The sequence below is a fragment of the Streptomyces sp. NBC_01255 genome (genome assembly GCF_036226445.1).
GTDB lineage: Bacteria > Actinomycetota > Actinomycetes > Streptomycetales > Streptomycetaceae > Streptomyces.
Window position 1 is genome coordinate 936,926 of record NZ_CP108474.1, and the last position, 18,875, is coordinate 955,800.

An 18,875-nucleotide genomic window follows, 5' to 3' on the forward strand; every position below is an offset into this window, starting at 1 on the left:
AAGACCTTCGGAGGTTGCGGTTAGGGTCGATCGGGTCACGAAACGACAGAACGAGGATGGTGGCGGCGGCGGTGGCAGGGGCAGCACGACGGCGGGACGGACACGTCACCCAGGAGCGGATGCTGGAGGAGGCCATGGCGGCGATCGCCGAGGACGGCCTCGCCTCGCTCACCATGTCGGCGCTCGCGGAGCGGCTCGGCACCAGTGGCGGCCACATCCTGTACTACTTCGGCAGCAAGGACCTGCTGCTGCTCGCCGCCCTCCGGTGGAGCGAGGCCGCGCTCACCGAGGAGCGCGAGGTCCTGTTGTCCCGGCGGATCACGGCCGAGCGCAAGCTCGACCTCTTCCTCCGGCTCTATCTGCCGCGCGGGCCCCGCGACCCGCGCTGGACACTGTGGATCGAGCTCTGGGCCCGCACCCCCGGCAACACCGAGCTGCGCGAGGCCCAGGAGGCACTGGACCAGGGCTGGCAGGAGGACCTGGAGTCCCTGCTCGCGGCGGGGGTCGCCCGGCGGCGTTTCGCGCCGCTGGACGTCACCGAGCGGGCCTCCGAACTCCTGGCGCTGCTCGACGGGTTGAGCACCCGGGTCGTCCTGGGCCAGGAGTCCGGCCGGGACGCGCGGCCGGCGCTGGAGGCGGCGCGCTCCGCGGCGCGGCTGCTGATCGCTCCGTACGCCTCCGACACGCCCCGGGCTGAAGAGAAATGACGGCCGCTCAGTCCCGGTAGGCCTCCAACAGGCGCAGCCACGCCTCGCTCAGGGTCGGGTACGACGGTACGGCGTGCCAGAGCCGGGCGATCGGGACCTCGCCGACGACGGCGACCGTCGCCGAGTGGAGGAGTTCGCCGATCCCCGGGCCGACGAAGGAGGCGCCGAGGACGACCTCCCGGTCGAGGTCGACGACCATCCGGGCCTGCCCCCGGTAGCCCTGGGCGTAGAGCCCGGCACCGGCGACCTGCCGCATGTCGACGTCGACGGCCCGGACCCGGCGGCCCGCCCGCTCGGCCTCGGCCAGGGTGAGGCCGACGGCGGCCGCCTCGGGGTCGCAGAACACCACCTGCGGCGCGGCGGCGCGGTCGGCGGTGGCCGCGTGCGCCCCCCAACTCCCGTCGTCCAGCGGCCCGGTGCCCTTCGCGCGGGCCGCGATCGCGGCACCGGCGATCCGGGCCTGGTACTTGCCCTGGTGGGTCATGAGCGCGCGGTGGTTGACGTCCCCGACCGCGTAGAGCCAGTCGCTGCCGGTGACCCGGAGGCTGTCGTCGACGTCGAGCCAGGAGCCCGGTTCGAGGCCGACCGTCTCCAGTCCGAGGTCCTCGGTGCGCGGGGCCCGGCCGGTCGCGAAGAGCACCTCGTCGCCCTCGACGTGGTCGCCGCCCTCCAGGACCACGGTCACCGGGCCGGTGCCCCCGTCGCGTACCACCGCGGCGACCCGGGCACCCGTGCGGACGTCCGCTCCGCGCGACGCGAGGGCCGAGGCGACGCGCTCGCCGACGAACGGCTCCATCCGGGGCAGCAGCCCCCCGCCCCGCACCAGCATCGTGACCTTCGCGCCGAGGGCCTGCCAGGCGGTGGCCATCTCCACCCCGACCACTCCCCCGCCGACCACGGTCAGCCGCGCGGGCACCCGGCCAGCGCTGGTCGCCTCACGGCTGGTCCAGGGCCTGGCCCCGGGCAGGCCGGGCAGCTCGGGGAGGACGGCGCGGCTACCGGTGCAGACGGCGACCGCGTGCCGGGCGGTGAGGACGTGCTCGTCGCCCTCGGGTCCGGTGACGGCGACCCGGCGGGGCCCGGCGAGGCGGCCATGGCCGCGGAAGACCCGTACGCCGATCGAATCCAGCCAGTCGACCTGGCCGTCGTCCTTCCAGTGCCCGACGACGGTGTCCCGGTGGCGGAAGACCTCCAGGGCGTCGAGCGGACCGTAGACCGACTCGCGCAGGCCGGCGACCTTGCGGGCGTCGGAGCGGGCGAGTGCGGGGCGCAGGAGGGCCTTGCTGGGCATGCACGCCCAGTACGAGCACTCACCGCCGATCAGCTCGCTCTCGACGATCGCGGCCGTGAGCCCGGCCGCCCGCACCCGGTCGACGACGTTCTCGCCGACCGGTCCCGCCCCGAGGACCACGACGTCGTACGCGCTCTCTTCCACCGTTCGTGTCATGATCCCAGTCTGCTGGCAGGGGTCCGGAATAGCGCGGCTCGATACGCCGTTGTGCCGGGCGAGTCCCCAGGGGACCGTGAGGACACCGCCAGGAGACCCCGAAAGGCAGGCAGGCATGAGCACCGTAGAGCTCACCAAGGACAACTTCGACGAGATCGTGAGTGGGAACGGTTTCGTCCTGATCGACTTCTGGGCTTCGTGGTGCGGTCCCTGCCGTCAGTTCGGCCCGATCTTCGAGGCCGCGTCGGAGCGGCACCAGGACCTGGTCTTCGCGAAGGTGGACACCGAGGCGCAGCAGGAGCTGGCCGCCGCGTTCGAGATCCGCTCGATCCCGACGCTGATGATCGTGCGGGACAACGTGGCCGTCTTCGCGCAGCCGGGTGCGCTGCCGGAGGCCGCCCTGGAGGACGTCATCGGGCAGGCGCGAAAGCTGGACATGGACGAGGTCCGCAAGTCCGTCGAGGCCTCGCAGCAGCAGTGACGTGACGGCATGACGCCGTGACGAGAGGGGTACGTGGAGAGCCTCCCGTACCCCTCTCGCGTACGTGGTGGGGCTCAGCGCTCCAGGACCAGCGCGAGGCCCTGGCCCACGCCGATGCAGAGCGCCGCGAGGCCCGTGCCCGAGCCGGCCGCGGCGAGCTGGTGGGCCACGGAACCGGCGAGACGGGCGCCCGAGGCGCCCAGCGGGTGGCCGATGGCGACCGCGCCGCCGCGCGGGTTCACGATCTCCGGGTCGAGTTCCGGCCATTCGGCGAGGCAGCCGAGCGCCTGCGCCGCGAAGGCCTCGTTGAGCTCGAAGGTCGTCAGGTCGGCGAAGGAACGTCCCGCCTTCTCCAGCGCCCTCCGGACCGCCGCCACCGGGCCGAGGCCGAAGAGCTGGGGCTCGATGCCGGTGACCGCGGACGTACGGATACGGGCGAGCGGCTCGCGGCCGGTCTCGCGCAGCCCCTCCTCGTCGACAAGCAGCAGGGCCGCCGCGCCGTCGTTGAGCGGCGAGGAGTTGCCCGCCGTGACGGTGCCGCCCGTGGGGCGGAAGGACGGCTTGAGCTTGGCGAGCGCCTCCAGGGACGTGGTGTCGCGGATGCACTCGTCCCGGGCGAGGTCCACGCCTGCGTACGGGACGACCTCGTCGTCGTACAGCCCCTTCGCCCACGCCTCGGCGGCCTTGCGGTGGCTGGCGAGCGCGAAGGCGTCCTGCCGGTCGCGGGTGAGGCCGTGCTTGTCGGCGACGAGCTCCGCGCCCTCGCCGAGGGAGACCGTCCACTCGGCGGGCATCCGGGGGTTTGTCATGCGCCAGCCGAGAGTCGTCGAGTGGAGCTGCTGGTGACCTGCGGGGAAGGCCCGCTCGGGCTTCTGCAGGACCCACGGGGCGCGGGACATGGACTCGACGCCGCCGGCGATGGCGACCGACGCGTCGCCCAGCGCGATCGCGCGGGCCGCCTGGATGACGGCCTCCATGCCGGAGCCGCAGAGGCGGTTGACGGTGACGCCGGGGACGGAGACGGGCAGTCCGGCGAGCAGGACGGCCATCCTGGCCACGTCGCGGTTGTCCTCTCCCGCGCCGTTGGCGTCGCCGAAGTAGACGTCGTCGACGCGGGCCGGGTCGAGCGCGGGCGTGCGGTCGACGAGGGCCCGCACCACGTGGGCGGCGAGGTCGTCCGGGCGCACCCCGGCGAGCGCGCCCCCGAACTTCCCGATCGGTGTGCGGACGGCGTCGACGATGTAGACGTCGCGGATGCTCATCGGTTCTCTCCCACGTGACCTTCGGAACGACTCTGTTCGCCTGGTGCCTCGCCTGGTGAGGAGACGTTCGTCTCCGGCGTGCGCCGCCGAGTCTGTGCCCGTCGCCGCGCGGTGTCAACGGGCCTCTTCAGGCCGGACCGGGGGTGGCCCGCAGGGGAGAGTGCCAGGTCAGCCACGGGAGAACGCCGGGTCAGGCGCGCGGCGCCGGGCGGACGAGGGCCGTGAGTCCGTAGTCGAGTTCGCGGCCGTCGACGAGCAGGGCCTCGACCGTCCGCGTCTCCGGGTCGACGTCGGCGACGATGCCGTGCCCCTCGTACATCGGATATCCGGAGGAGCCGTGCCGCCCGGTGGCCTCGACGACCGCCGTGCGGACGGCGCTGTCCTCCACGGACGCGCCGCCGCGGTCCTCGACGTGCTCGGGCACCAGCAGGATCTCGAAGCGCTTCGGAACTGTGCTCATGTCCCGACGCTAAGCGCTCAGCTGGACTCCCGCCGGACGACCCGCGACTCCAGCAGGCGGCGGGGGCGCGGCGGGACGTCCTCGTCCCGCACGGCGCGGTCGACCAGCTCGGCCAGCTCCCGGCCGAGGACCATGTCGATGTGGACGGTGCTCAGCCGCGGCCGCAGCAGCCGGCCGAGGAGCAGGTCGTCGGCGCCGACGACGGCCGTCTCGTCCGGTACGGAGATCCCGGCGTCCTGGAGGGCCCGCATCAGGAGCATCGCGTACTCGTCGTTGTACGCGAACACGCCGTCCAGCCCGAGCTCGCGCCACCGTCCGGCCAGCTCCTCCGCCGACTCCTCGTCGTACCGCAGGGGAAGGGGCACGACGGTGGCACCGGTGCCCTCGGCCGCGCGCCGCGCGCCGTCGAGGCGGGGCTGCGAGAACATCCCGAGGCCCGGCTCCTCCGGGACGACGACGCCGATCCGGCGCCGGCCGCTCTCGACGAGGTGGGCGGTGGCGACCTCGCCGACCCGGCCCTGGTCCATGACGAGGGAGTGGGTGCCCTCGACCTGCTGGGTGCCGAGCGTGATCACCGCGCGCGCCCCGGAGCGCTTGAGGAGCTCGACCGCCTGCTCCGTGAGCTCGACCTCACCGAGCGAGACCACGGCGACCGGCCGCAGCTCGGCCCAGGCCCGGGCCGCCTCGTCGGACTTCAGGCCGATGCTGCCGTACTGCACGACCGTGTAGTCGAGGCGCCGCAGCTCCCACTGGAGATCGCTGAAGAACTGGCTGTAGAGCGGGCCCACAGGGATGTGGGCGCTCGGCAGCAGCACCATCCGGCTGTGGCCGGCACGCAGGCTGCGGGCCGCCGCGTGGGGGACGTACCCCAGCTCCTCGGCCGCCTCGCGCACCCGCTGACGGGTGGGCTCGCTGATCCGGACGGCCGAGGTGTTGTTCAGCACGTACGAGACGGTGGCCCGGGAGACGCCCGCGAGGCGCGCGACGTCGGCACTGGTCGGGACCGCGCGCCCGGTGGGGCGCTCGGGGGACTGTTCGGTTGAGTGGCTCATCGCTCCGGCATCTTTCCAGAACAATCCGGCACAGGGTCTGGCGGATGGCCTGATTTGAGTGCTACACAGTGCTCACACGTGTCACTGACACGTGTAACTCTATCGCTCAATCCGCTCTTCGCCCCCTCATCGGGCGATCTCTCCCAGGAGGGCAATGTGGCCCTTTCCTCCCCCGGAACCGGCTCCGGCACCGGCACCGCCGGCCCCGACGCCGCCACGACCGGCCCCGACTCCCCCGCGGCCGGCGGGCCGACGCGGGGCCTGCTGCCCCTGCTCCTCGCCGGCAACTCGGCGATGTACACCCTGTACATCGGCGTCGGCGGCATGCTCCTCGCGCTCCAGGTCGAGTCCATCGACCCCGCGAACAAGGTGGCGAACTTCGGCCTCGTCGCCGGTGTGTCCGCGATCTTCGCCACGGTCTTCAACCCGGTCGCGGGCGCACTCTCGGACCGGTCCGGGCGGCGCAACCCGTGGATCCTCGGCGGCGGCCTGCTCGCCCTCCCCGTGATGCTGCTCCTCGGCAGCGTCCACACGATCCTGCTGGTCACGATCGCCTGGTGCCTCGGCCAGGCCGTCATGAACATCTACCAGGCGGCCATCACCTCCGTGGTGCCCGACCGGGTCCCGATGGCCGCGCGCGGCAAGGCCTCGGCGGCCGTCGGCCTCGGCCTGCCCATCGGCTCGACGATCGGCGCCCTCATCGGCGCGGCCTACTCCGACGACTACCGGACGGGCTACCTCGTCTTCGGTGCGATCGTCGCCGCAACGGCCGTGCTGTTCAGCACCTGTGCCCGCGAGGAGCGCATGCCCCCGAAGGCGCCGCTGCCGGTCAAGCAGCAGATCGCGGCCTTCGGCAGTGCCCTCAAGGACCATGACTTCCGCTGGGCGTTCATCGGCCGGGCCCTGCTGGTCCTCGGCTACTTCGCCGTGGCCGGATTCCAGCTGTACATCCTCAAGGACCACACCGAGCTGCCCGCCGGGCTGAAGCCCGAGGAGGCCGTGGCCATCCTCATGCCGCTCAACGCGGTCGCCATGGTGGTCTCCACCGTGCTCGGCGGCTGGCTGTCCGACCGCTACGACCGCCGCAAGCTCTTCGTGGGCGCCTCGGCGGCGCTCGCCGCCGTCGCGCTGGTCATCCCGGCCGTCTCGACGAGCTGGACCGCGATGCTCGCCTTCTCGGTCGTCAACGGCCTCGGCTTCGGCTGCTACATGGCCGTCGACACCGCGCTGGTGACCATGGTGCTGCCCAAGGCCGAGGACGCGGCCCGGGACATGGGCGTCCTCAACGTCGCCAACGCCGGCCCCCAGATCATCGCCCCCTTTGTGGCCTCGCTCATCGTCTCGCTGAGTGGCGGATACACGGCCCTGTTCCTGGTGGCGGCCGTACTGTCGGTGCTCGGCGCGCTCGCCGTGCGCCCCATCCGCAGCGTGCGCTGACCCCCGGTCGGCGCCCGCCCGGGGGTGTCCGGCGGATCAGGGCCTGCCGATGCCCCTGATCCGCGGGACGCCCCCGTACCCGTCGCACCGTTCAGAGAGGCAGCACCGTGCACCTGCACACCACCACGTGGGGATCCGGTGACCGGATCGCCCTGCTCGTCCACGGCCTCATGGCCGACCACCGCACCTGGCGGCGGGTCGGACCGGCCCTCGCCTCGCGGGGCTACCGGGTGATCGCCGTGGACCTGCGGGGGCACGGGGCGAGTGCCCGGGCGGCGGGACCCGAGGAGTACCGGCCGGAGGACTACGCCGACGACCTCGTCGAGAACCTCCCGGCCGGGGCCGAACTGGCCGTCGGGCACTCCCTCGGCGGGCTCGCCCTCGTCCGGGCCGTGGAGCGCCTCACACCCGCCCGCGCGGTGTACGCGGACCCGGCCTGGCACCTGAGGCGCGGTCCCGACGGGTACGTGCCGGAGCTCTTCGTCCGGGGCAAGTCCTTCTCCCGGGACCTCGTGAAGGGGTTCAACCCGCGCTGGTCGGACGACGACCTCGACACCGAGATGGCGTCGGTACGCGTCTGGGACGAGCGATCGGCGTACGGCCTGGTCGGCGTCACCGGTACGGACATGTGGCCGGTACGGCCCACCGTCCCCTCCCTCGTCACGCTCGCCGACCCGAGCCTGCTGATCTCCGCCGACGACGCCCGGATGCTGGAGGGGCGCGGCTTCACCCTGCGGACCGTCGCGGGCGCCGGGCACACGATCCACCGGGACGACTTCGACGGGTTCATGTCCGCGCTGGACGACTGGATCTGACGTACCGTTCATCCATGGACGACGCGTCGATGGACTCCTCGATGGTGGGACTGCTGGGCCGGGTGACCGGCCCGGTCGGGCCCGGCCTCGTCGGCGAGGTGATCGTCCGGATCCGGGGCGGCGCCGAGCACTTCCTCGCCTATCCGGCCTCGCCGAAGGAACGGATCGAGACCGGAACGGTCGTGATGGTCATGGAACATCTCCCTCCGCGCACCGTCTATGTCACAGCCGCGTACGACAGTTGACCGAACCGTTGAGTGGCGCCCATCACAGGCGCACACTCCCTTCACCGGGTCCGCACGGCTCCGGTGAAGGGGGAACTGCCCATGGGCATCGGCATTCTGGCGGGCGTCGTCGTCGGCGCCTTCGTCCTTCTGATCGTCGTCTTCAAGATGATGTGGCGCGTCGCGGAACCCAACGAGGCGCTGATCATCTCCGGTTCCAACCACAAGAACGAGGGCCTCGGCGCGGGGATGGGGTTCCGGATCGTCACCGGTCGCGGCACCCTCGTGATGCCCGGCGTCCAGGCGGTGCGCAAGCTCTCGCTCGACCTCAACGAGACCCAGTTGTCCGTCGAATGCGTCACCCACCAGGGCATTCCGCTCAAGGTCCGCGGTGTGGTGATCTTCAAGGTCGGTGACGACTTCGTGTCGATCGCCAACGCCGCGCGCCGCTTCCTCGACCAGCAGAAGCTCATGAGCGAGCGGGTGCACATCGTCTTCGCCGGTCATCTCCGCGCCATCGTCGGCGGGTTGACCGTGGAGGACATGATCCGTGACCGGGAGAAGCTGACCGGACAGGCCCGTTCGGCCTGTGGCACGGAGATGGAGAAGCTCGGTCTGATCGTCGACTCGCTGCAGATCCACGAGATCGAGGACCCGACCGGGTACATCAAGAACCTGGCCGCCCCGCACGCCGCCGCCGTCCAGCGGGACGCGCGGATCGCGCAGGCGGAGGCGAACCGGCGGGCGACCGAGGCCGAGCAGATGGCCGCGGCGCGGATGTCGGAGGCGACCCGCGACAGCGAGATCCTCCAGGCGGGCTACCAGGCCGAGCGGGACCAGGCCTCGGCCACGGCCCGTCAGGCCGGCCCGCTCGCCGACGCGGCCTCGCGCCAGGAGGTCGTGGTCCAGGAGACCCGGGTGGCCGAGCTGGAGGGCCACCGCAAGGAGCAGCAGCTCCAGGCGGAGGTCCGCAAGCCGGCCGACGCCATGGCGTACGAGACCCGGACGCTGGCCATGGCCGAGCGTGACGCCCGGATCTCGGCGGCCGAGGCCGACGCGAAGGAGACCGAGCTGGCGAGCGCGGCCAAGGCGACGGCCACCCGGCTCACCGGTGAGGCCGAGGCGGCGGCGCAGCACGCGAAGGGGCTCGCGATCGCCGAGGCGACCCGGGCGAAGGGCCTGGCGGAGGCCGAGTCGATCAAGGCGCGTGCGGCGGCGCTCGCGGAGAACCAGGAGGCGGTCGTCGCCCAGCAGCTGGCCGAGAAGTGGCCGGAGATCGTGTCGGCCGGCGCGTCGGCCTTCGGGAACGTCGACCAGATGGTGCTGCTGAACGGCGCCGACGGGATGGCGGATGTCTTCGCCAAGGCGCTGACCATGGGCGGGACCGGTCTCGGTCTGGCCCGGCAGCTGCTCGCCACGATGAACCCGGGCGCGCCCGAGCGGCTCGGTGGGGTGCCGCCGGCTCCCCGATCGGAGGAGAGCGTGGAGATCACGGTCGGCGACGCGGAGTAGCCGGAACCACCGGACGCGACGAGCGACCCGCGCGACGGGCCCGGTGCCGTCATGGCGCCGGGCCCGTTCGTGCGATCCCCTGGCCTTGGTGGAGGCCTGGCCGCTGTGCGCGGGCCTGGCCTCAGTAGTGGCCTGGCCTCAGTTGTGGCCGAACTTCCGTTCCTTGCGGTGGGACGCGTGCTCCACGAGGGGCATCTGCGGCTCTCTCGTGGGGGTCGCCACGGTCTTCTCCTTCGCGGCCGCCTCCGTGCGGTGCTCATGACCGCCGGTGCGGGCACCTCGGTTGGTCCGGGTCTGTTTCTTGCCCACGATCGTGCCTCCCATGAAGGGGTCTCGGACTGTGGTCCGTATCCCCTCAGCCTTGCACGGAGGCACGAAAGCCGCATTTCAGCGGATCCGCACGTCAGACGGGTCGGTCGAAGACCCGGGCGAAGGCGGCGAGCGTCCGCGCGCCGGAGGAGCGGTCCAGGACGGCGAAGACGATCTCCTCGAAGTGGCCCGCGAACCGGCCGTCCCCCGTGAGCAGCGCCTTGAAGGCTCCGGCGACTTCCGCCGGGTCGTTCTGGAACACCCCGCAGCCCCAGGCTCCGAGCACGAGCCGTCGGTATCCGGCCGCGGCGGCCGTCTCCAGGACCCGTTCGGCGCGGGAGGCCAGGGCCGCCGGGAGCCGTGGGGCCAGTTCGGGGGTGTTGCGGCGGACGACGCCCGCGTTGGGTGCCGGCGAGGTGAGGAAGCCGACCGTGAACGGCTCGGCGAGCAGTGCGCCGCGTTCGTCGCGGAAGACCGGGACCCGGGGCGAGTGGATGACCCGGTCGGTGTAGAAGGCGTCGCGGTTCTCGCGGTGGTGGGCGTAGTAGCCGGGGGCGCGGAGCAGCGTGGCGTGGAGGGCGGAGGCCCGGCAGAGGGCCTCTTCCTGGGCCTGGGCGCCGTTGAGGTAGCCGCCGCCGGGGTTGCGGGCGGAGGCGAAGTTCAGGACGGCGACCGGGCGGGCGGGGCCGGCCGAGACCATGCGGCGCGCGGCGGCCAGGCTGCTCTCGCCGGTGACGTCCAGGGTGGCCGTGCGGTCGGTGTCGGGGGTGACGGGGACGGGTTCGGGGCCGTGGAGGCGGGTTCCGGCCAGTGCGGCGGCCAGGTCTTCGGCGAGGGAGACGATCCGGCCGTCCGGGGCCCGGTACTCGCCCGCGGCCACGATCTCCTCGGTCCGCCGCGCGATCTCCCGCAGTCGTGCGCTCATGGCCGCCAGCATGATCGTTCCCTCTTCGCCGGGACAACGGATTTTCCGAGGTTTCCGCCGGGGCGGGAAGTTTCGGGCCAACAGGGGCACAGGGGGCGCGTGCGGCCTGCGGAGGGCGCTCTTGCACGCGCGTCGGCGGTGGCTTTAGGTGGAAGCAGCGGCTTCCGGGGCCGGCCTTACCCGGCCTGTCCCGTGGATCAGGAGGTGCACGGATGGCAGCGAGCGGCACACCGCGTGGCGGCCCCCCACTCACCGAGGCGGAGGCGGAGGACCTGCTGCGCGGCATCTGTTTCAAGACAGGCCCACCCCGCACGGTGGGGGCCGAGCTGGAGTGGCTCGTCCATGATCTGCGCGACCCCCGCCTGCCCGTACGGCCGCCGAGACTGGCCGCCGCGCTCAGCACCGTACGGTCCTTGCCGCTCGTCTCGGCACTCACCTTCGAACCGGGCGGTCAGCTGGAGCTCAGTTCGCGTCCGGCCGGGTCGCTGATGGAGTGTCTCGACTCGCTCGCCGCCGATCTGCGCTCGGTACGGGAGGCGCTCGGACCGCTCGGTCTCACCCTGAGCGGCTACGGGGTGGACCCCTGGCACGCGCCGCGCGGCCGGGTGCTGCACGAGCCGCGGTACGACGCCATGGAGATCGTGCTCGACCGTACGGGACCGGCCGGGCGGGCGATGATGTGCGACTCGGCCTCCGTGCAGGTCTGTCTCGACGCAGGGCTCGACGAGCCGGGTCCGCTCGGCTACCACCGGCGCTGGCGGCTCGCCCACCTCCTCGGCGCGGTGCTCGTGGCGGTCTTCGCCAACTCCCCGCTGCACGGCGGCCGTCGGACCGGCTGGCGCTCGACGCGCCAGGCGCTGTGGACGGAGCTCGACCCGCGGCGGGCCCTCGCTCCCCGGCCGGACGGGAAGCCCCGCGACGAGTGGACCGCGCACGTCCTGGACACGCCGGTGATGTGCGTACGGGCCGCCGAGGGGCCGTGGGCGGTGCCGGAGGGGCTGACCTTCCGCGAGTGGCTGCGCACCGGCGCCCCCCGCCCCGCGGACCTCGAGGATCTGCGCTACCACCTGACGACGCTCTTCCCGCCGGTCCGGCCGCGCGGCCATCTGGAGCTGCGGATGATCGACGCGCAGCCCGGCCCGGACGGCTGGGTGGTGCCGGTGGCCGTGACGACGGCCGTCTTCGAGGACCCGGAGGCCGCGGAGACCGTGTACCGGGCGGTCCAGCCCCTCGCGGAGCAGGCCGGTCCTGGTCCGGCGCCCCGCAATCCGCTGTGGCTCGCGGCGGCGCGCGACGGCCTCGCCGATCCCGGACTGCACGCCGCCGCCCGCGGGGTCTTCGCGGCCGCCGTCGAGGCGCTGCCGCGGATCGGGGCGAGCGAGGAGGTGCGGCGGGCCGTCGTCGCCTTCCAGGAGCGGTACGTGATCCCCGGGAGCTGTCCGGCCGACGAGCTTCAGGCGGTGACGTCATGACCGGGACCGAGCGGAGCACCGGGATCGATCCGGAGGTGCTGCGCGCCCGGGCCGTGGACGCCCTGACCGTCGCGCGGGAGCGCACGGCCCTCCTCACCTCCTGCGTCGAGGACGGCGAACTCACCGCGCAGCACTCGCCTTTGATGTCGCCCCTGGTCTGGGACCTGGCGCACATCGGCAACCAGGAGGAGCAGTGGCTGTGGCGGGCCGTCGCGGGGCGGGACGCCCTGCGGCCGGAGATCGACTCCCTCTACGACGCGTTCGAGCACCCGCGCGCCAGCCGCCCCTCGCTGCCCCTGCTCGCGCCCGGCGAGGCCCGCGCTTACGCCGCGGACGTCCGCCTGAGGATCCTCGACGTGCTGGAGACCGCCCCGCTGGAGGGGCGGCCGCTGCTCGACGACGGTTTCGCGTTCGGCATGATCGCCCAGCACGAGCAGCAGCACGACGAGACCATGCTGATCACCCATCAGCTGCGTAAAGGGCCGGCGGCGCTGACCGCTCCCCCGCCACCGGCCGCGCGGTCCGGTCCACTGCCCGCCGAAGTCCTCGTCCCCGGCGGCCCGTTCGCCATGGGCACGTCGGACGAACCGTGGGCACTGGACAACGAACGCCCGGCCCACGCCCGGGTCGTCCCGGCCTTCTTCGTCGACACCACCCCCGTCACGAACGGCGCATATCTGGCCTTCATGGCGGACGGCGGGTACACGGACCGGCGCTGGTGGCGGCCCGAGGGATGGGCGCAGATCCGGGAGCACGGCATCGAAGCGCCGCTGTTCTGGCGCCGGGACGGCGGGCAGTGGCTGCGCCGCCGCTTCGGGGTGACCGAACCCGTACCGGTGGACGAGCCGGTCCTGCACGTGAGCTGGTACGAGGCGGACGCGTACGCGCGCTGGGCCGGGCGCAGGCTCCCCACCGAGGCCGAGTGGGAGAAGGCCGCCCGCTACGACCCGGTCTCGGGGCGCTCGCGCCGCTACCCGTGGGGCGACGCCGATCCCGGTCCCGAGCACGCGAACCTCGGGCAGCGGCACCTGCGGCCGGCCGCCGCGGGCAGCTATCCGGAGGGTGCCTCGCCGCACGGCGTAAGGCAGTTGATCGGCGACGTGTGGGAGTGGACGGCGAGCGACTTCCTGCCGTACCCCGGCTTCACGGCCTTCCCGTACAAGGAGTACTCGGAGGTGTTCTTCGGACCGGAGCACAAGGTGCTGCGCGGCGGGTCGTTCGCGGTGGACGCGGTCGCCTGCCGGGGCACCTTCCGCAACTGGGACCTGCCGGTGCGGCGTCAGATCTTCTCCGGCTTCCGCACGGCACGGACCGCGGAGCTCGACTGATGTGCCGTCATCTCGCGTACGTGGGCGGGCCGGTGGCGCTGGGCGAGCTGCTGGTCCGGCCGGAGCACGCTCTGCTGCGCCAGTCCTGGGAACCGCGTACCCAGACGAGCGGTGTCGTGAACGCCGACGGCTTCGGGGTGGGCTGGTACGCGGAGGGGGATCCGGTGCCCGCGCGGTACCGGCGCGCGGGGCCGATCTGGGGCGACCTCTCCTTCGCTGACCTCGCCCGGGTGGTCCGCTCCGGGGCGCTGCTCGCGGCGGTACGGGGCGCCACGCTGCCCGGCGCCGACGGGGAGGCCGCGGCCGCTCCGTTCACCGCGGGCCCCTGGCTGTTCAGCCACAACGGCGCCGTCACGGGCTGGCCCGGCTCTCTGGCCTCGACGGCCGGCGCGCTCCCGGTCGACGCGCTGCTGAGCCTGGAGGCGCGCACCGACTCGGCGCTGTTGTGGGCGCTCGTGCTGCACCGGCTGCGGGCCGGGGACGCGCCGGGCACGGCCCTGGCCGACACCGTGCGGGAGGCCGCCGCCGCGGCGCCCGGTTCCTCGCTGAACCTGCTGCTCACCGACGGCGCCACCGTCGCCGCGACGACCTGGGGGAACAGCCTCTGGTACCTGACGGGCCCCGGCCGTGTGGTCGTGGCCTCCGAACCGTACGACGACGATCCGCGGTGGCGCGAGGTCCCCGAGCACACGCTCGTGACCGCCGACCGCGGCGATGTCACCCTCACCCCGCTCAAGGAGCCGTCCGCGTGAGTCCGTTCCAGCTGACCCGTACCCTCGCCCCCGACGCCGCGGGCGCCGATCTGCGCGCCGACGTCCTCCACGGGCTGACCCGCTCCCCCAAGGCGCTGCCGCCGAAGTGGTTCTACGACGCCCGGGGCAGCGAGCTGTTCGAGGAGATCACCCGGCTGCCCGAGTACTACCCGACGCGGGCGGAGCGGGAGATCCTGATCGCGCGGGCGCCGGAGATCGCCGCCGCCACCGGGGCCAGGACCCTGGTCGAGCTGGGCTCCGGCTCCTCCGAGAAGACGCGGTTCCTGATCGACGCGCTCCTGCCCGGTCTGGACGCCTACGTGCCGGTGGACGTGAGCGAGTCCGCGCTGACCGGGGCGGCCGAGTCGCTGCTCGCCGACCGGCCGGAGCTGCACGTGCACGCGTTGGTGGCCGACTTCACCCGGGGGCTCGCGCTGCCGGGGACGCCCGGTCCGCGGCTGGTGGCCTTCCTCGGGGGCACGATCGGCAATCTGCTCCCCGAGGAGCGGCGGACGTTCCTGCGCTCGGTCCGGTCGATGCTCACGCCGGGCGACGCCCTGCTGCTCGGCACGGATCTGGTGAAGGACGAGGAGACGCTCGTCGCCGCGTACGACGACGCGGCCGGGGTGACGGCGGCGTTCAACAAGAACGTGCTGTCCGTGATCGGCCGGGAGCTCGGCGCCGACGCGGATCCGGACGATTTCGAGCACGTGGCGGTCTGGGACCGGGACCGGGAGTGGATCGAGATGCGGCTGCGCGCGCGGCACGCGCTCACGGTGAAGATCCCGGAGCTGGATCTCGTGGTGCCCTTCGCGGCGGGCGAGGAGGTACGGACGGAGGTGTCGGCGAAGTTCCGTCAGGCAGGAGTGCGGGACGAGCTGGCGGAGGCGGGGCTCGACCTGTCCCGCTGGTGGACGGACGACGAGGGCAGGTTCGCGCTGTCGCTCGCGACGGCACGCTGAGCGACGACGCGAGCTCCGAGGGCGCGCCCGGTGAGGACGCGTACGGGGAGGGCGCGCGCGGCAAGGGCGCGCGGTGCGAGGGCGCGCGGTGCGAGGGCGCGCGGCTTGAGGGCGCGCGGTGCGAGGGCACGCGGCTTGGGGACGCGCGGTGTGGCTGCGGCCTCCGTGACGGCCCGCTGAGCCGCAGCGGCCAGGGACCGCCGGTCCGGGAAGCGCGTACCCGACAGCGGGTCCAGTAGCCGTACGTCGGCGGTGACTCCGCGCATGGTGACGAGCCGCCACAGGGAGGCGCCCAGTGGATCGTCGCCCACGTAGGCGGCGGCACTGGTGGGCCGGTAGTCGATCCGTACGGGCTGGACGTCGGCCCCGCCGTCCAGCGCGGCCTGGAACGCGGCGGGCCGGAAGCGGCCTCCGGCCCGGCCGCACCAGGTCGACCCCTCCGGGAAGACGATCACCCGGCCGCCGCCGGCGAGCACGGCGGCCATCGTGCGCACGGTGCCGGGCAGGTCCCTGAGCCGGTCGCGGTCGATGAAGAGGGTCCCGCCGAGCGCGGCGAGGGTGCCGAGGACCGGCCAGCGGCGGACCTCGGCCTTGGCGACCATCCGGCCGGGGAGGACGGCCGCGATGAGCGGGATGTCCAGCCAGGAGACGTGGTTGGCGACGACGAGGAGCGGCCCTTCGGCCGGGGCGGCGGCCCCGTCGAAGCGGACGCGCACGCCGAAGGCGCGGACCACGGACCGTACCCAGTACCGGACGAGGGCGAGCCGCACCGGCGTCGGCAGGAGCCCGGTGGCCGGCATGCACAGGATGCCGAGGAGGACCGCGCCGATCCCGGCTGCCAGCCGCATCGCGGCCAGGGCGGTGCCCGCGGCGCGGGCCCCGTGGCGGGCGACCGGGTCGGGGTGGGCGGCGCAGTGGCCCGGGGTGCAGGGCGCCGTGGGGAGCCACGGCGAGGGCGCCGTGGTCCCGTTCACTGGGCGGGGGCGAGCGACAGGAAGTGGTTGAGGTAGCGCGGGTTGGTGCGGCGCAGGGAGAGCAGGACGTACAGGTCGGCGACGCCGAAGTCGGGGTCGTGGGCGGGGGCGCCGCAGACCCAGGCGCCGAGGCGGAGGTAGCCGCGCAGCAGCGGCGGGAGTTCGGTGCGGCCTGCGGGGCGGGCGATGCCGTCGGAGTTCCAGAGCTTGTGCGGGGTGACCCAGTACTCCTCGGGGGCGAGGTGCTTGGCCTTGACCGTGTCCCAGGTGGAGGCGGCGAGGACGCCGCCGTCGGTGAGGGGGACCGAACAGCAGCCGGCGAGCCAGTTGTGGCCGGTCCGGGTCATGTAGCGGGCGAGGCCGGCCCAGATGAGGGAGATGACGGCGCCGTTGCGGTGGGCGGGGTGGACGCAGGACCGGCCGACCTCCACGAGGTCGTGGCGGACGGGGGCGAGCCGGGTGAGGTCGAACTCGCTCTCGGAGTAGAGGCGTCCGGCTACGGCGGCCCGCTCGGGCGGCAGGATCCGGTAGGTGCCGACGACGTCGCCGGTGGCCTCGTCCCGTACGAGCAGGTGGTCGCAGTACGCGTCGAAGGCGTCGGAGTCGAGGCCGGGGTCGGGGCCGTCGAGCCGGGCGCCGAGTTCGCCGGCGAAGACCTGGTGGCGCAGCCGCTGGGCGGCCCGTACGTCCTCCTGGTCACGGGCGAGGCCGACCACGTACCGGGGCGTGGGCTGCTCGGGCCCGGCCTGGGGCTGGGGTCGCGGCTGGGGCTGGGCGGGGACGGACCCGGTGGGGACGGACCCGGTCCCGGCGGGGACGGCGAGTGTGGGCGACGGTGCGGTCATGTCGGGCTCCTCCGGCGGACGGAAGGTGAAGGGGCGGGACCGGGCCGCGTGAGCGGTGGCCCGGCTCCTTACTTCTTCCGTCACCGGCTGGATTCGACATGACCGTCCGGGGGCTCGCGGATGTGCGAACGCTGAATGCTATTCGGCGAGGGTGTCCGAGATCTCGGCCGAGGCCTTCGCGGCGGCCTGTGCCGGGTCCTCGCCCTGGAGGACGGCCGTCATGTACGGCTTGATGGGGTTGTCGGCCTCGACATTGGCCCACTGCGGGGAGTTGGGGGTGGCGCGGCCGCGGGCGGCGGCCGCCGCCATGACGGCGGTCGCCTCCTGGCCGGAGACGACGGAGGCGAGGCCCTTCTTGTTGGGCACGTACCCCATGGCGCGGGCGAGTTCGGTCTGCCACTTCTCGCCGGCGAGCGCCTTGACGACGTCGAGGGCGGCGCCGCGCTGGGGTGCGTTCTCCGGGATGATGAGGTCGGAGCCGCCGGTGAAGACGGCGCCGGGCTGGCCGGCCTTCTTGCCGGGCATCGCGAAGAAGCCGAGCTTGTCCTTGAGGTCCGGGTTGGCCTTCAGGATCGGCGCGACGGCACTGGTCGTGGCGATGATCTGGGCGACGTCGCCCTTGGCGAAGACGTCGGCCTGCGGCGGGTTCTGCTCGTCGGCGTTCTTGGGGCCGGTGCCGAGGGACTGGAGGTCCTTGTAGAAGGCCATGCCGCGCAGGGCCGCGGGGCTGCCGAGGGCGCCGGTCCACTCGCCGCCCTTGTCGACGGCGAGTTCGCCGCCCTCCTCCCAGATGAAGCCGGAGAGGGTGTACCAGTCCTGGCCTGCGAGGTAGATGCCCTGGGAGCCGCCGCGGTTGAGCTTCTCGGTGTCGGCGAGCCACTCGGCGCGGGTGGTCGGCGGCTTGTCGATCCCGGCGTCCCGGAACAGGTCCTTGTTGTAGATGACGATGCGGTTGGCCGCGTACCAGGGAATGCCGTACTGGGACCCGCCGATCCTGCCCGGCTGGGCGAGACCGGGCAGCCAGTCCTCGCTGCCCAGGTCGCGGACGGACTCCAGGGTGAGGTCGTAGAGCTTGTCGGTGTCGGCGTACTGGGCGACCTGGGTGTTGCCGACCTCGATGATGTCGGGTCCGCCGGGTCCCTCGATGGCCTCGGTGACCTTCTTCCCGATGCCGGTCCAGTCCTGGATGCTGATCTTGAGGTCGACGCCGTCGTGCTCTTCCTCGTAGGCCTCGGTGAAGCGCGTGAGGAAGTCCTCGCTGGCGCTGTCCCGCATGAGCCAGATGTTGACGGTCTTCGTCTCGCTCCCGCCCGGCATCATCCCGCAACCGGCGAGCGCGAGCGCGGTGGCGGCTGCCAAGGGGCAGGCCAGATGGCGGTTCTTCACGTAGGTCACCTTCTGCGGTTCTGCACAGGTTCGTGCGGCATTGGGGGCTGACCCGACGTGGGGGGACCGAACGGGGTGTTCGCGCGGGTATGTGGCCTGGATTCTGGTCTGGACCAACGAAGTGGTCAAGTCCTTGACCATCTCGTTTCAGCCTCCGGATGGACGAACCGGAGCCTTACCTTCGGTAAGCGACCGCACGCCGTACGGAGGCCGTCCTGTCGCGCGCCGCCCCGGCCTGGGGCACGGTGGAGGGACGCACCGAGAGGAGTTCGGCCCCCATGTCGAATCACACCTACCGCGTCACCGAGATCGTCGGGACGTCCACCGAAGGCGTCGACGAAGCCATCCGCAACGGCATCAACCGCGCCGCGCAGACGCTGCGGGGCCTCGACTGGTTCGAGGTCACGCAGGTCCGCGGCCATATCGTCGAAGGCGCGATCGAGCACTACCAGGTGGGGCTCAAGGTCGGCTTCCGCCTGGAGGACGAGAGCTGACGGACGGCGAGGGAACGACGTCCGACGAGCG

Annotated in this window: 20 protein-coding genes; 11 read left to right on the top strand and 9 right to left on the bottom strand. The window is 73.0% G+C overall.

All coding sequences use genetic code 11. The features are described from left to right. Positions 1–71: 71 nt before the first annotated feature. Positions 72–707, top strand: a complete 636-nt coding sequence (locus tag OG357_RS03820) for a TetR/AcrR family transcriptional regulator (RefSeq protein ID WP_329619760.1) — start codon at positions 72–74, stop codon at positions 705–707. Positions 708–714: 7 nt separating this feature from the next. Here OG357_RS03820 and OG357_RS03825 read toward each other — a convergent pair whose 3' ends face one another. After that, the gene (locus OG357_RS03825; RefSeq protein WP_329619761.1) at positions 715–2,154 is read right to left on the bottom strand and encodes a dihydrolipoyl dehydrogenase family protein; all 1,440 of its coding nucleotides are present in this window, start codon (positions 2,152–2,154) and stop codon (positions 715–717) included. 115 nt (positions 2,155–2,269) lie between these two features. Between OG357_RS03825 and trxA the strand changes: the two genes are divergently transcribed. After that, positions 2,270–2,635 carry a thioredoxin gene (gene trxA, locus OG357_RS03830; protein ID WP_329619762.1) on the top strand — a complete coding sequence of 122 codons (366 nt, stop codon included), beginning with the start codon at positions 2,270–2,272 and terminating at the stop codon, positions 2,633–2,635. A gap of 74 nt (positions 2,636–2,709) precedes the next feature. Here the strand turns inward: trxA and OG357_RS03835 are convergent, their stop codons facing one another. The 3 genes from OG357_RS03835 to OG357_RS03845 all read right to left on the bottom strand — a co-directional run bounded on the left by OG357_RS03835 (position 2,710) and on the right by OG357_RS03845 (position 5,409). Further along, positions 2,710–3,897 carry a thiolase family protein gene (locus OG357_RS03835; RefSeq protein WP_329619763.1) on the bottom strand — a complete coding sequence of 396 codons (1,188 nt, stop codon included), beginning with the start codon at positions 3,895–3,897 and terminating at the stop codon, positions 2,710–2,712. 190 nt (positions 3,898–4,087) lie between these two features. Beyond that, positions 4,088–4,357: a hypothetical protein gene (locus OG357_RS03840; RefSeq protein WP_329619764.1), complete on the bottom strand. Its 270-nt coding sequence runs from the start codon at positions 4,355–4,357 to the stop codon at positions 4,088–4,090. Between the two features lie 17 nt (positions 4,358–4,374). After that, complete coding sequence (locus OG357_RS03845; protein ID WP_329619765.1) at positions 4,375–5,409, bottom strand: LacI family DNA-binding transcriptional regulator; 1,035 nt, start codon at positions 5,407–5,409, stop codon at positions 4,375–4,377. Positions 5,410–5,565: 156 nt separating this feature from the next. On the opposite strand from OG357_RS03845, the gene OG357_RS03850 reads away from it, so the two are divergent. The 4 genes from OG357_RS03850 to OG357_RS03865 all read left to right on the top strand — a co-directional run bounded on the left by OG357_RS03850 (position 5,566) and on the right by OG357_RS03865 (position 9,397). Continuing rightward, on the top strand, positions 5,566–6,846 hold the full coding sequence (locus OG357_RS03850) for an MFS transporter (protein ID WP_329619766.1): 1,281 nt from the start codon (positions 5,566–5,568) through the stop codon (positions 6,844–6,846). Between the two features lie 107 nt (positions 6,847–6,953). After that, complete coding sequence (locus OG357_RS03855) at positions 6,954–7,661, top strand: alpha/beta fold hydrolase (protein ID WP_329619767.1); 708 nt, start codon at positions 6,954–6,956, stop codon at positions 7,659–7,661. A 14-nt stretch (positions 7,662–7,675) separates the two neighbouring features. Next, complete coding sequence (locus tag OG357_RS03860; protein ID WP_329619768.1) at positions 7,676–7,906, top strand: hypothetical protein; 231 nt, start codon at positions 7,676–7,678, stop codon at positions 7,904–7,906. Between the two features lie 81 nt (positions 7,907–7,987). Then, complete coding sequence (locus tag OG357_RS03865; protein WP_329619769.1) at positions 7,988–9,397, top strand: flotillin family protein; 1,410 nt, start codon at positions 7,988–7,990, stop codon at positions 9,395–9,397. 138 nt (positions 9,398–9,535) lie between these two features. Here the strand turns inward: OG357_RS03865 and OG357_RS03870 are convergent, their stop codons facing one another. Both OG357_RS03870 and OG357_RS03875 read right to left on the bottom strand, forming a co-directional pair. Next, the gene (locus OG357_RS03870; RefSeq protein WP_317601405.1) at positions 9,536–9,706 is read right to left on the bottom strand and encodes a hypothetical protein; all 171 of its coding nucleotides are present in this window, start codon (positions 9,704–9,706) and stop codon (positions 9,536–9,538) included. Between the two features lie 94 nt (positions 9,707–9,800). Further along, a complete protein-coding gene (locus tag OG357_RS03875; protein WP_329619770.1) occupies positions 9,801–10,631 on the bottom strand; it encodes a TIGR02452 family protein in 831 nt (276 codons plus the stop codon). 212 nt (positions 10,632–10,843) lie between these two features. Here OG357_RS03875 and egtA point away from each other — a divergent pair, with 212 nt between their 5' ends. Genes egtA through egtD form a run of 4 tightly spaced genes read left to right on the top strand, consistent with a single transcriptional unit; the run spans position 10,844 to position 15,145 of the window. Further along, a complete protein-coding gene (egtA, locus tag OG357_RS03880; RefSeq protein WP_329619771.1) occupies positions 10,844–12,103 on the top strand; it encodes an ergothioneine biosynthesis glutamate--cysteine ligase EgtA in 1,260 nt (419 codons plus the stop codon). Beyond that, entirely contained in the window at positions 12,100–13,431 is a 1,332-nt protein-coding gene (gene egtB, locus OG357_RS03885; protein ID WP_329619772.1) for an ergothioneine biosynthesis protein EgtB, read from the top strand. Before egtA ends, egtB begins: the two co-directional genes overlap by 4 nt. Beyond that, complete coding sequence (gene egtC, locus OG357_RS03890) at positions 13,431–14,183, top strand: ergothioneine biosynthesis protein EgtC (protein ID WP_329619773.1); 753 nt, start codon at positions 13,431–13,433, stop codon at positions 14,181–14,183. The genes egtB and egtC overlap by 1 nt, the downstream gene beginning before the upstream one ends. Beyond that, on the top strand, positions 14,180–15,145 hold the full coding sequence (gene egtD, locus OG357_RS03895; RefSeq protein ID WP_329619774.1) for an L-histidine N(alpha)-methyltransferase: 966 nt from the start codon (positions 14,180–14,182) through the stop codon (positions 15,143–15,145). The genes egtC and egtD overlap by 4 nt, the downstream gene beginning before the upstream one ends. On the opposite strand, the gene OG357_RS03900 is transcribed toward egtD, so the two are convergent. The 3 genes from OG357_RS03900 to OG357_RS03910 form a co-directional block, all read right to left on the bottom strand. Further along, entirely contained in the window at positions 15,040–16,119 is a 1,080-nt protein-coding gene (locus OG357_RS03900; RefSeq protein WP_329619775.1) for a lysophospholipid acyltransferase family protein, read from the bottom strand. The two genes, egtD and OG357_RS03900, sit on opposite strands and share 106 nt — an antisense overlap. Continuing rightward, positions 16,116–16,964, bottom strand: a complete 849-nt coding sequence (locus OG357_RS03905) for a GNAT family N-acetyltransferase (RefSeq protein WP_329619776.1) — start codon at positions 16,962–16,964, stop codon at positions 16,116–16,118. Before OG357_RS03905 ends, OG357_RS03900 begins: the two co-directional genes overlap by 4 nt. 138 nt (positions 16,965–17,102) lie before the next feature. Then, entirely contained in the window at positions 17,103–18,350 is a 1,248-nt protein-coding gene (locus OG357_RS03910) for an extracellular solute-binding protein (protein WP_329619777.1), read from the bottom strand. 278 nt (positions 18,351–18,628) lie between these two features. Between OG357_RS03910 and OG357_RS03915 the strand changes: the two genes are divergently transcribed. Further along, positions 18,629–18,844 (top strand): dodecin, encoded by a 216-nt coding sequence (locus OG357_RS03915; RefSeq protein WP_329619778.1) that lies wholly within the window; start codon positions 18,629–18,631, stop codon positions 18,842–18,844. Positions 18,845–18,875 lie beyond the last annotated feature (31 nt).

Bases quoted from the DNA above. Each gene is read 5' to 3' on its own strand.
- OG357_RS03825 (WP_329619761.1), bottom strand. From the start codon at position 2,154: ATGACACGAACGGTGGAAGAGAGCGCGTACGACGTCGTGGTCCTCGGG.
- trxA (WP_329619762.1), top strand. From the start codon at position 2,270: ATGAGCACCGTAGAGCTCACCAAGGACAACTTCGACGAGATCGTGAGT.
- OG357_RS03835 (WP_329619763.1), bottom strand. From the start codon at position 3,897: ATGAGCATCCGCGACGTCTACATCGTCGACGCCGTCCGCACACCGATC.
- OG357_RS03840 (WP_329619764.1), bottom strand. From the start codon at position 4,357: ATGAGCACAGTTCCGAAGCGCTTCGAGATCCTGCTGGTGCCCGAGCAC.
- OG357_RS03845 (WP_329619765.1), bottom strand. From the start codon at position 5,409: ATGAGCCACTCAACCGAACAGTCCCCCGAGCGCCCCACCGGGCGCGCG.
- OG357_RS03860 (WP_329619768.1), top strand. From the start codon at position 7,676: ATGGACGACGCGTCGATGGACTCCTCGATGGTGGGACTGCTGGGCCGG.
- OG357_RS03865 (WP_329619769.1), top strand. From the start codon at position 7,988: ATGGGCATCGGCATTCTGGCGGGCGTCGTCGTCGGCGCCTTCGTCCTT.
- OG357_RS03875 (WP_329619770.1), bottom strand. From the start codon at position 10,631: ATGAGCGCACGACTGCGGGAGATCGCGCGGCGGACCGAGGAGATCGTG.
- egtA (WP_329619771.1), top strand. From the start codon at position 10,844: ATGGCAGCGAGCGGCACACCGCGTGGCGGCCCCCCACTCACCGAGGCG.
- egtB (WP_329619772.1), top strand. From the start codon at position 12,100: ATGACCGGGACCGAGCGGAGCACCGGGATCGATCCGGAGGTGCTGCGC.
- egtC (WP_329619773.1), top strand. From the start codon at position 13,431: ATGTGCCGTCATCTCGCGTACGTGGGCGGGCCGGTGGCGCTGGGCGAG.
- OG357_RS03905 (WP_329619776.1), bottom strand. From the start codon at position 16,964: ATGACCGCACCGTCGCCCACACTCGCCGTCCCCGCCGGGACCGGGTCC.
- OG357_RS03915 (WP_329619778.1), top strand. From the start codon at position 18,629: ATGTCGAATCACACCTACCGCGTCACCGAGATCGTCGGGACGTCCACC.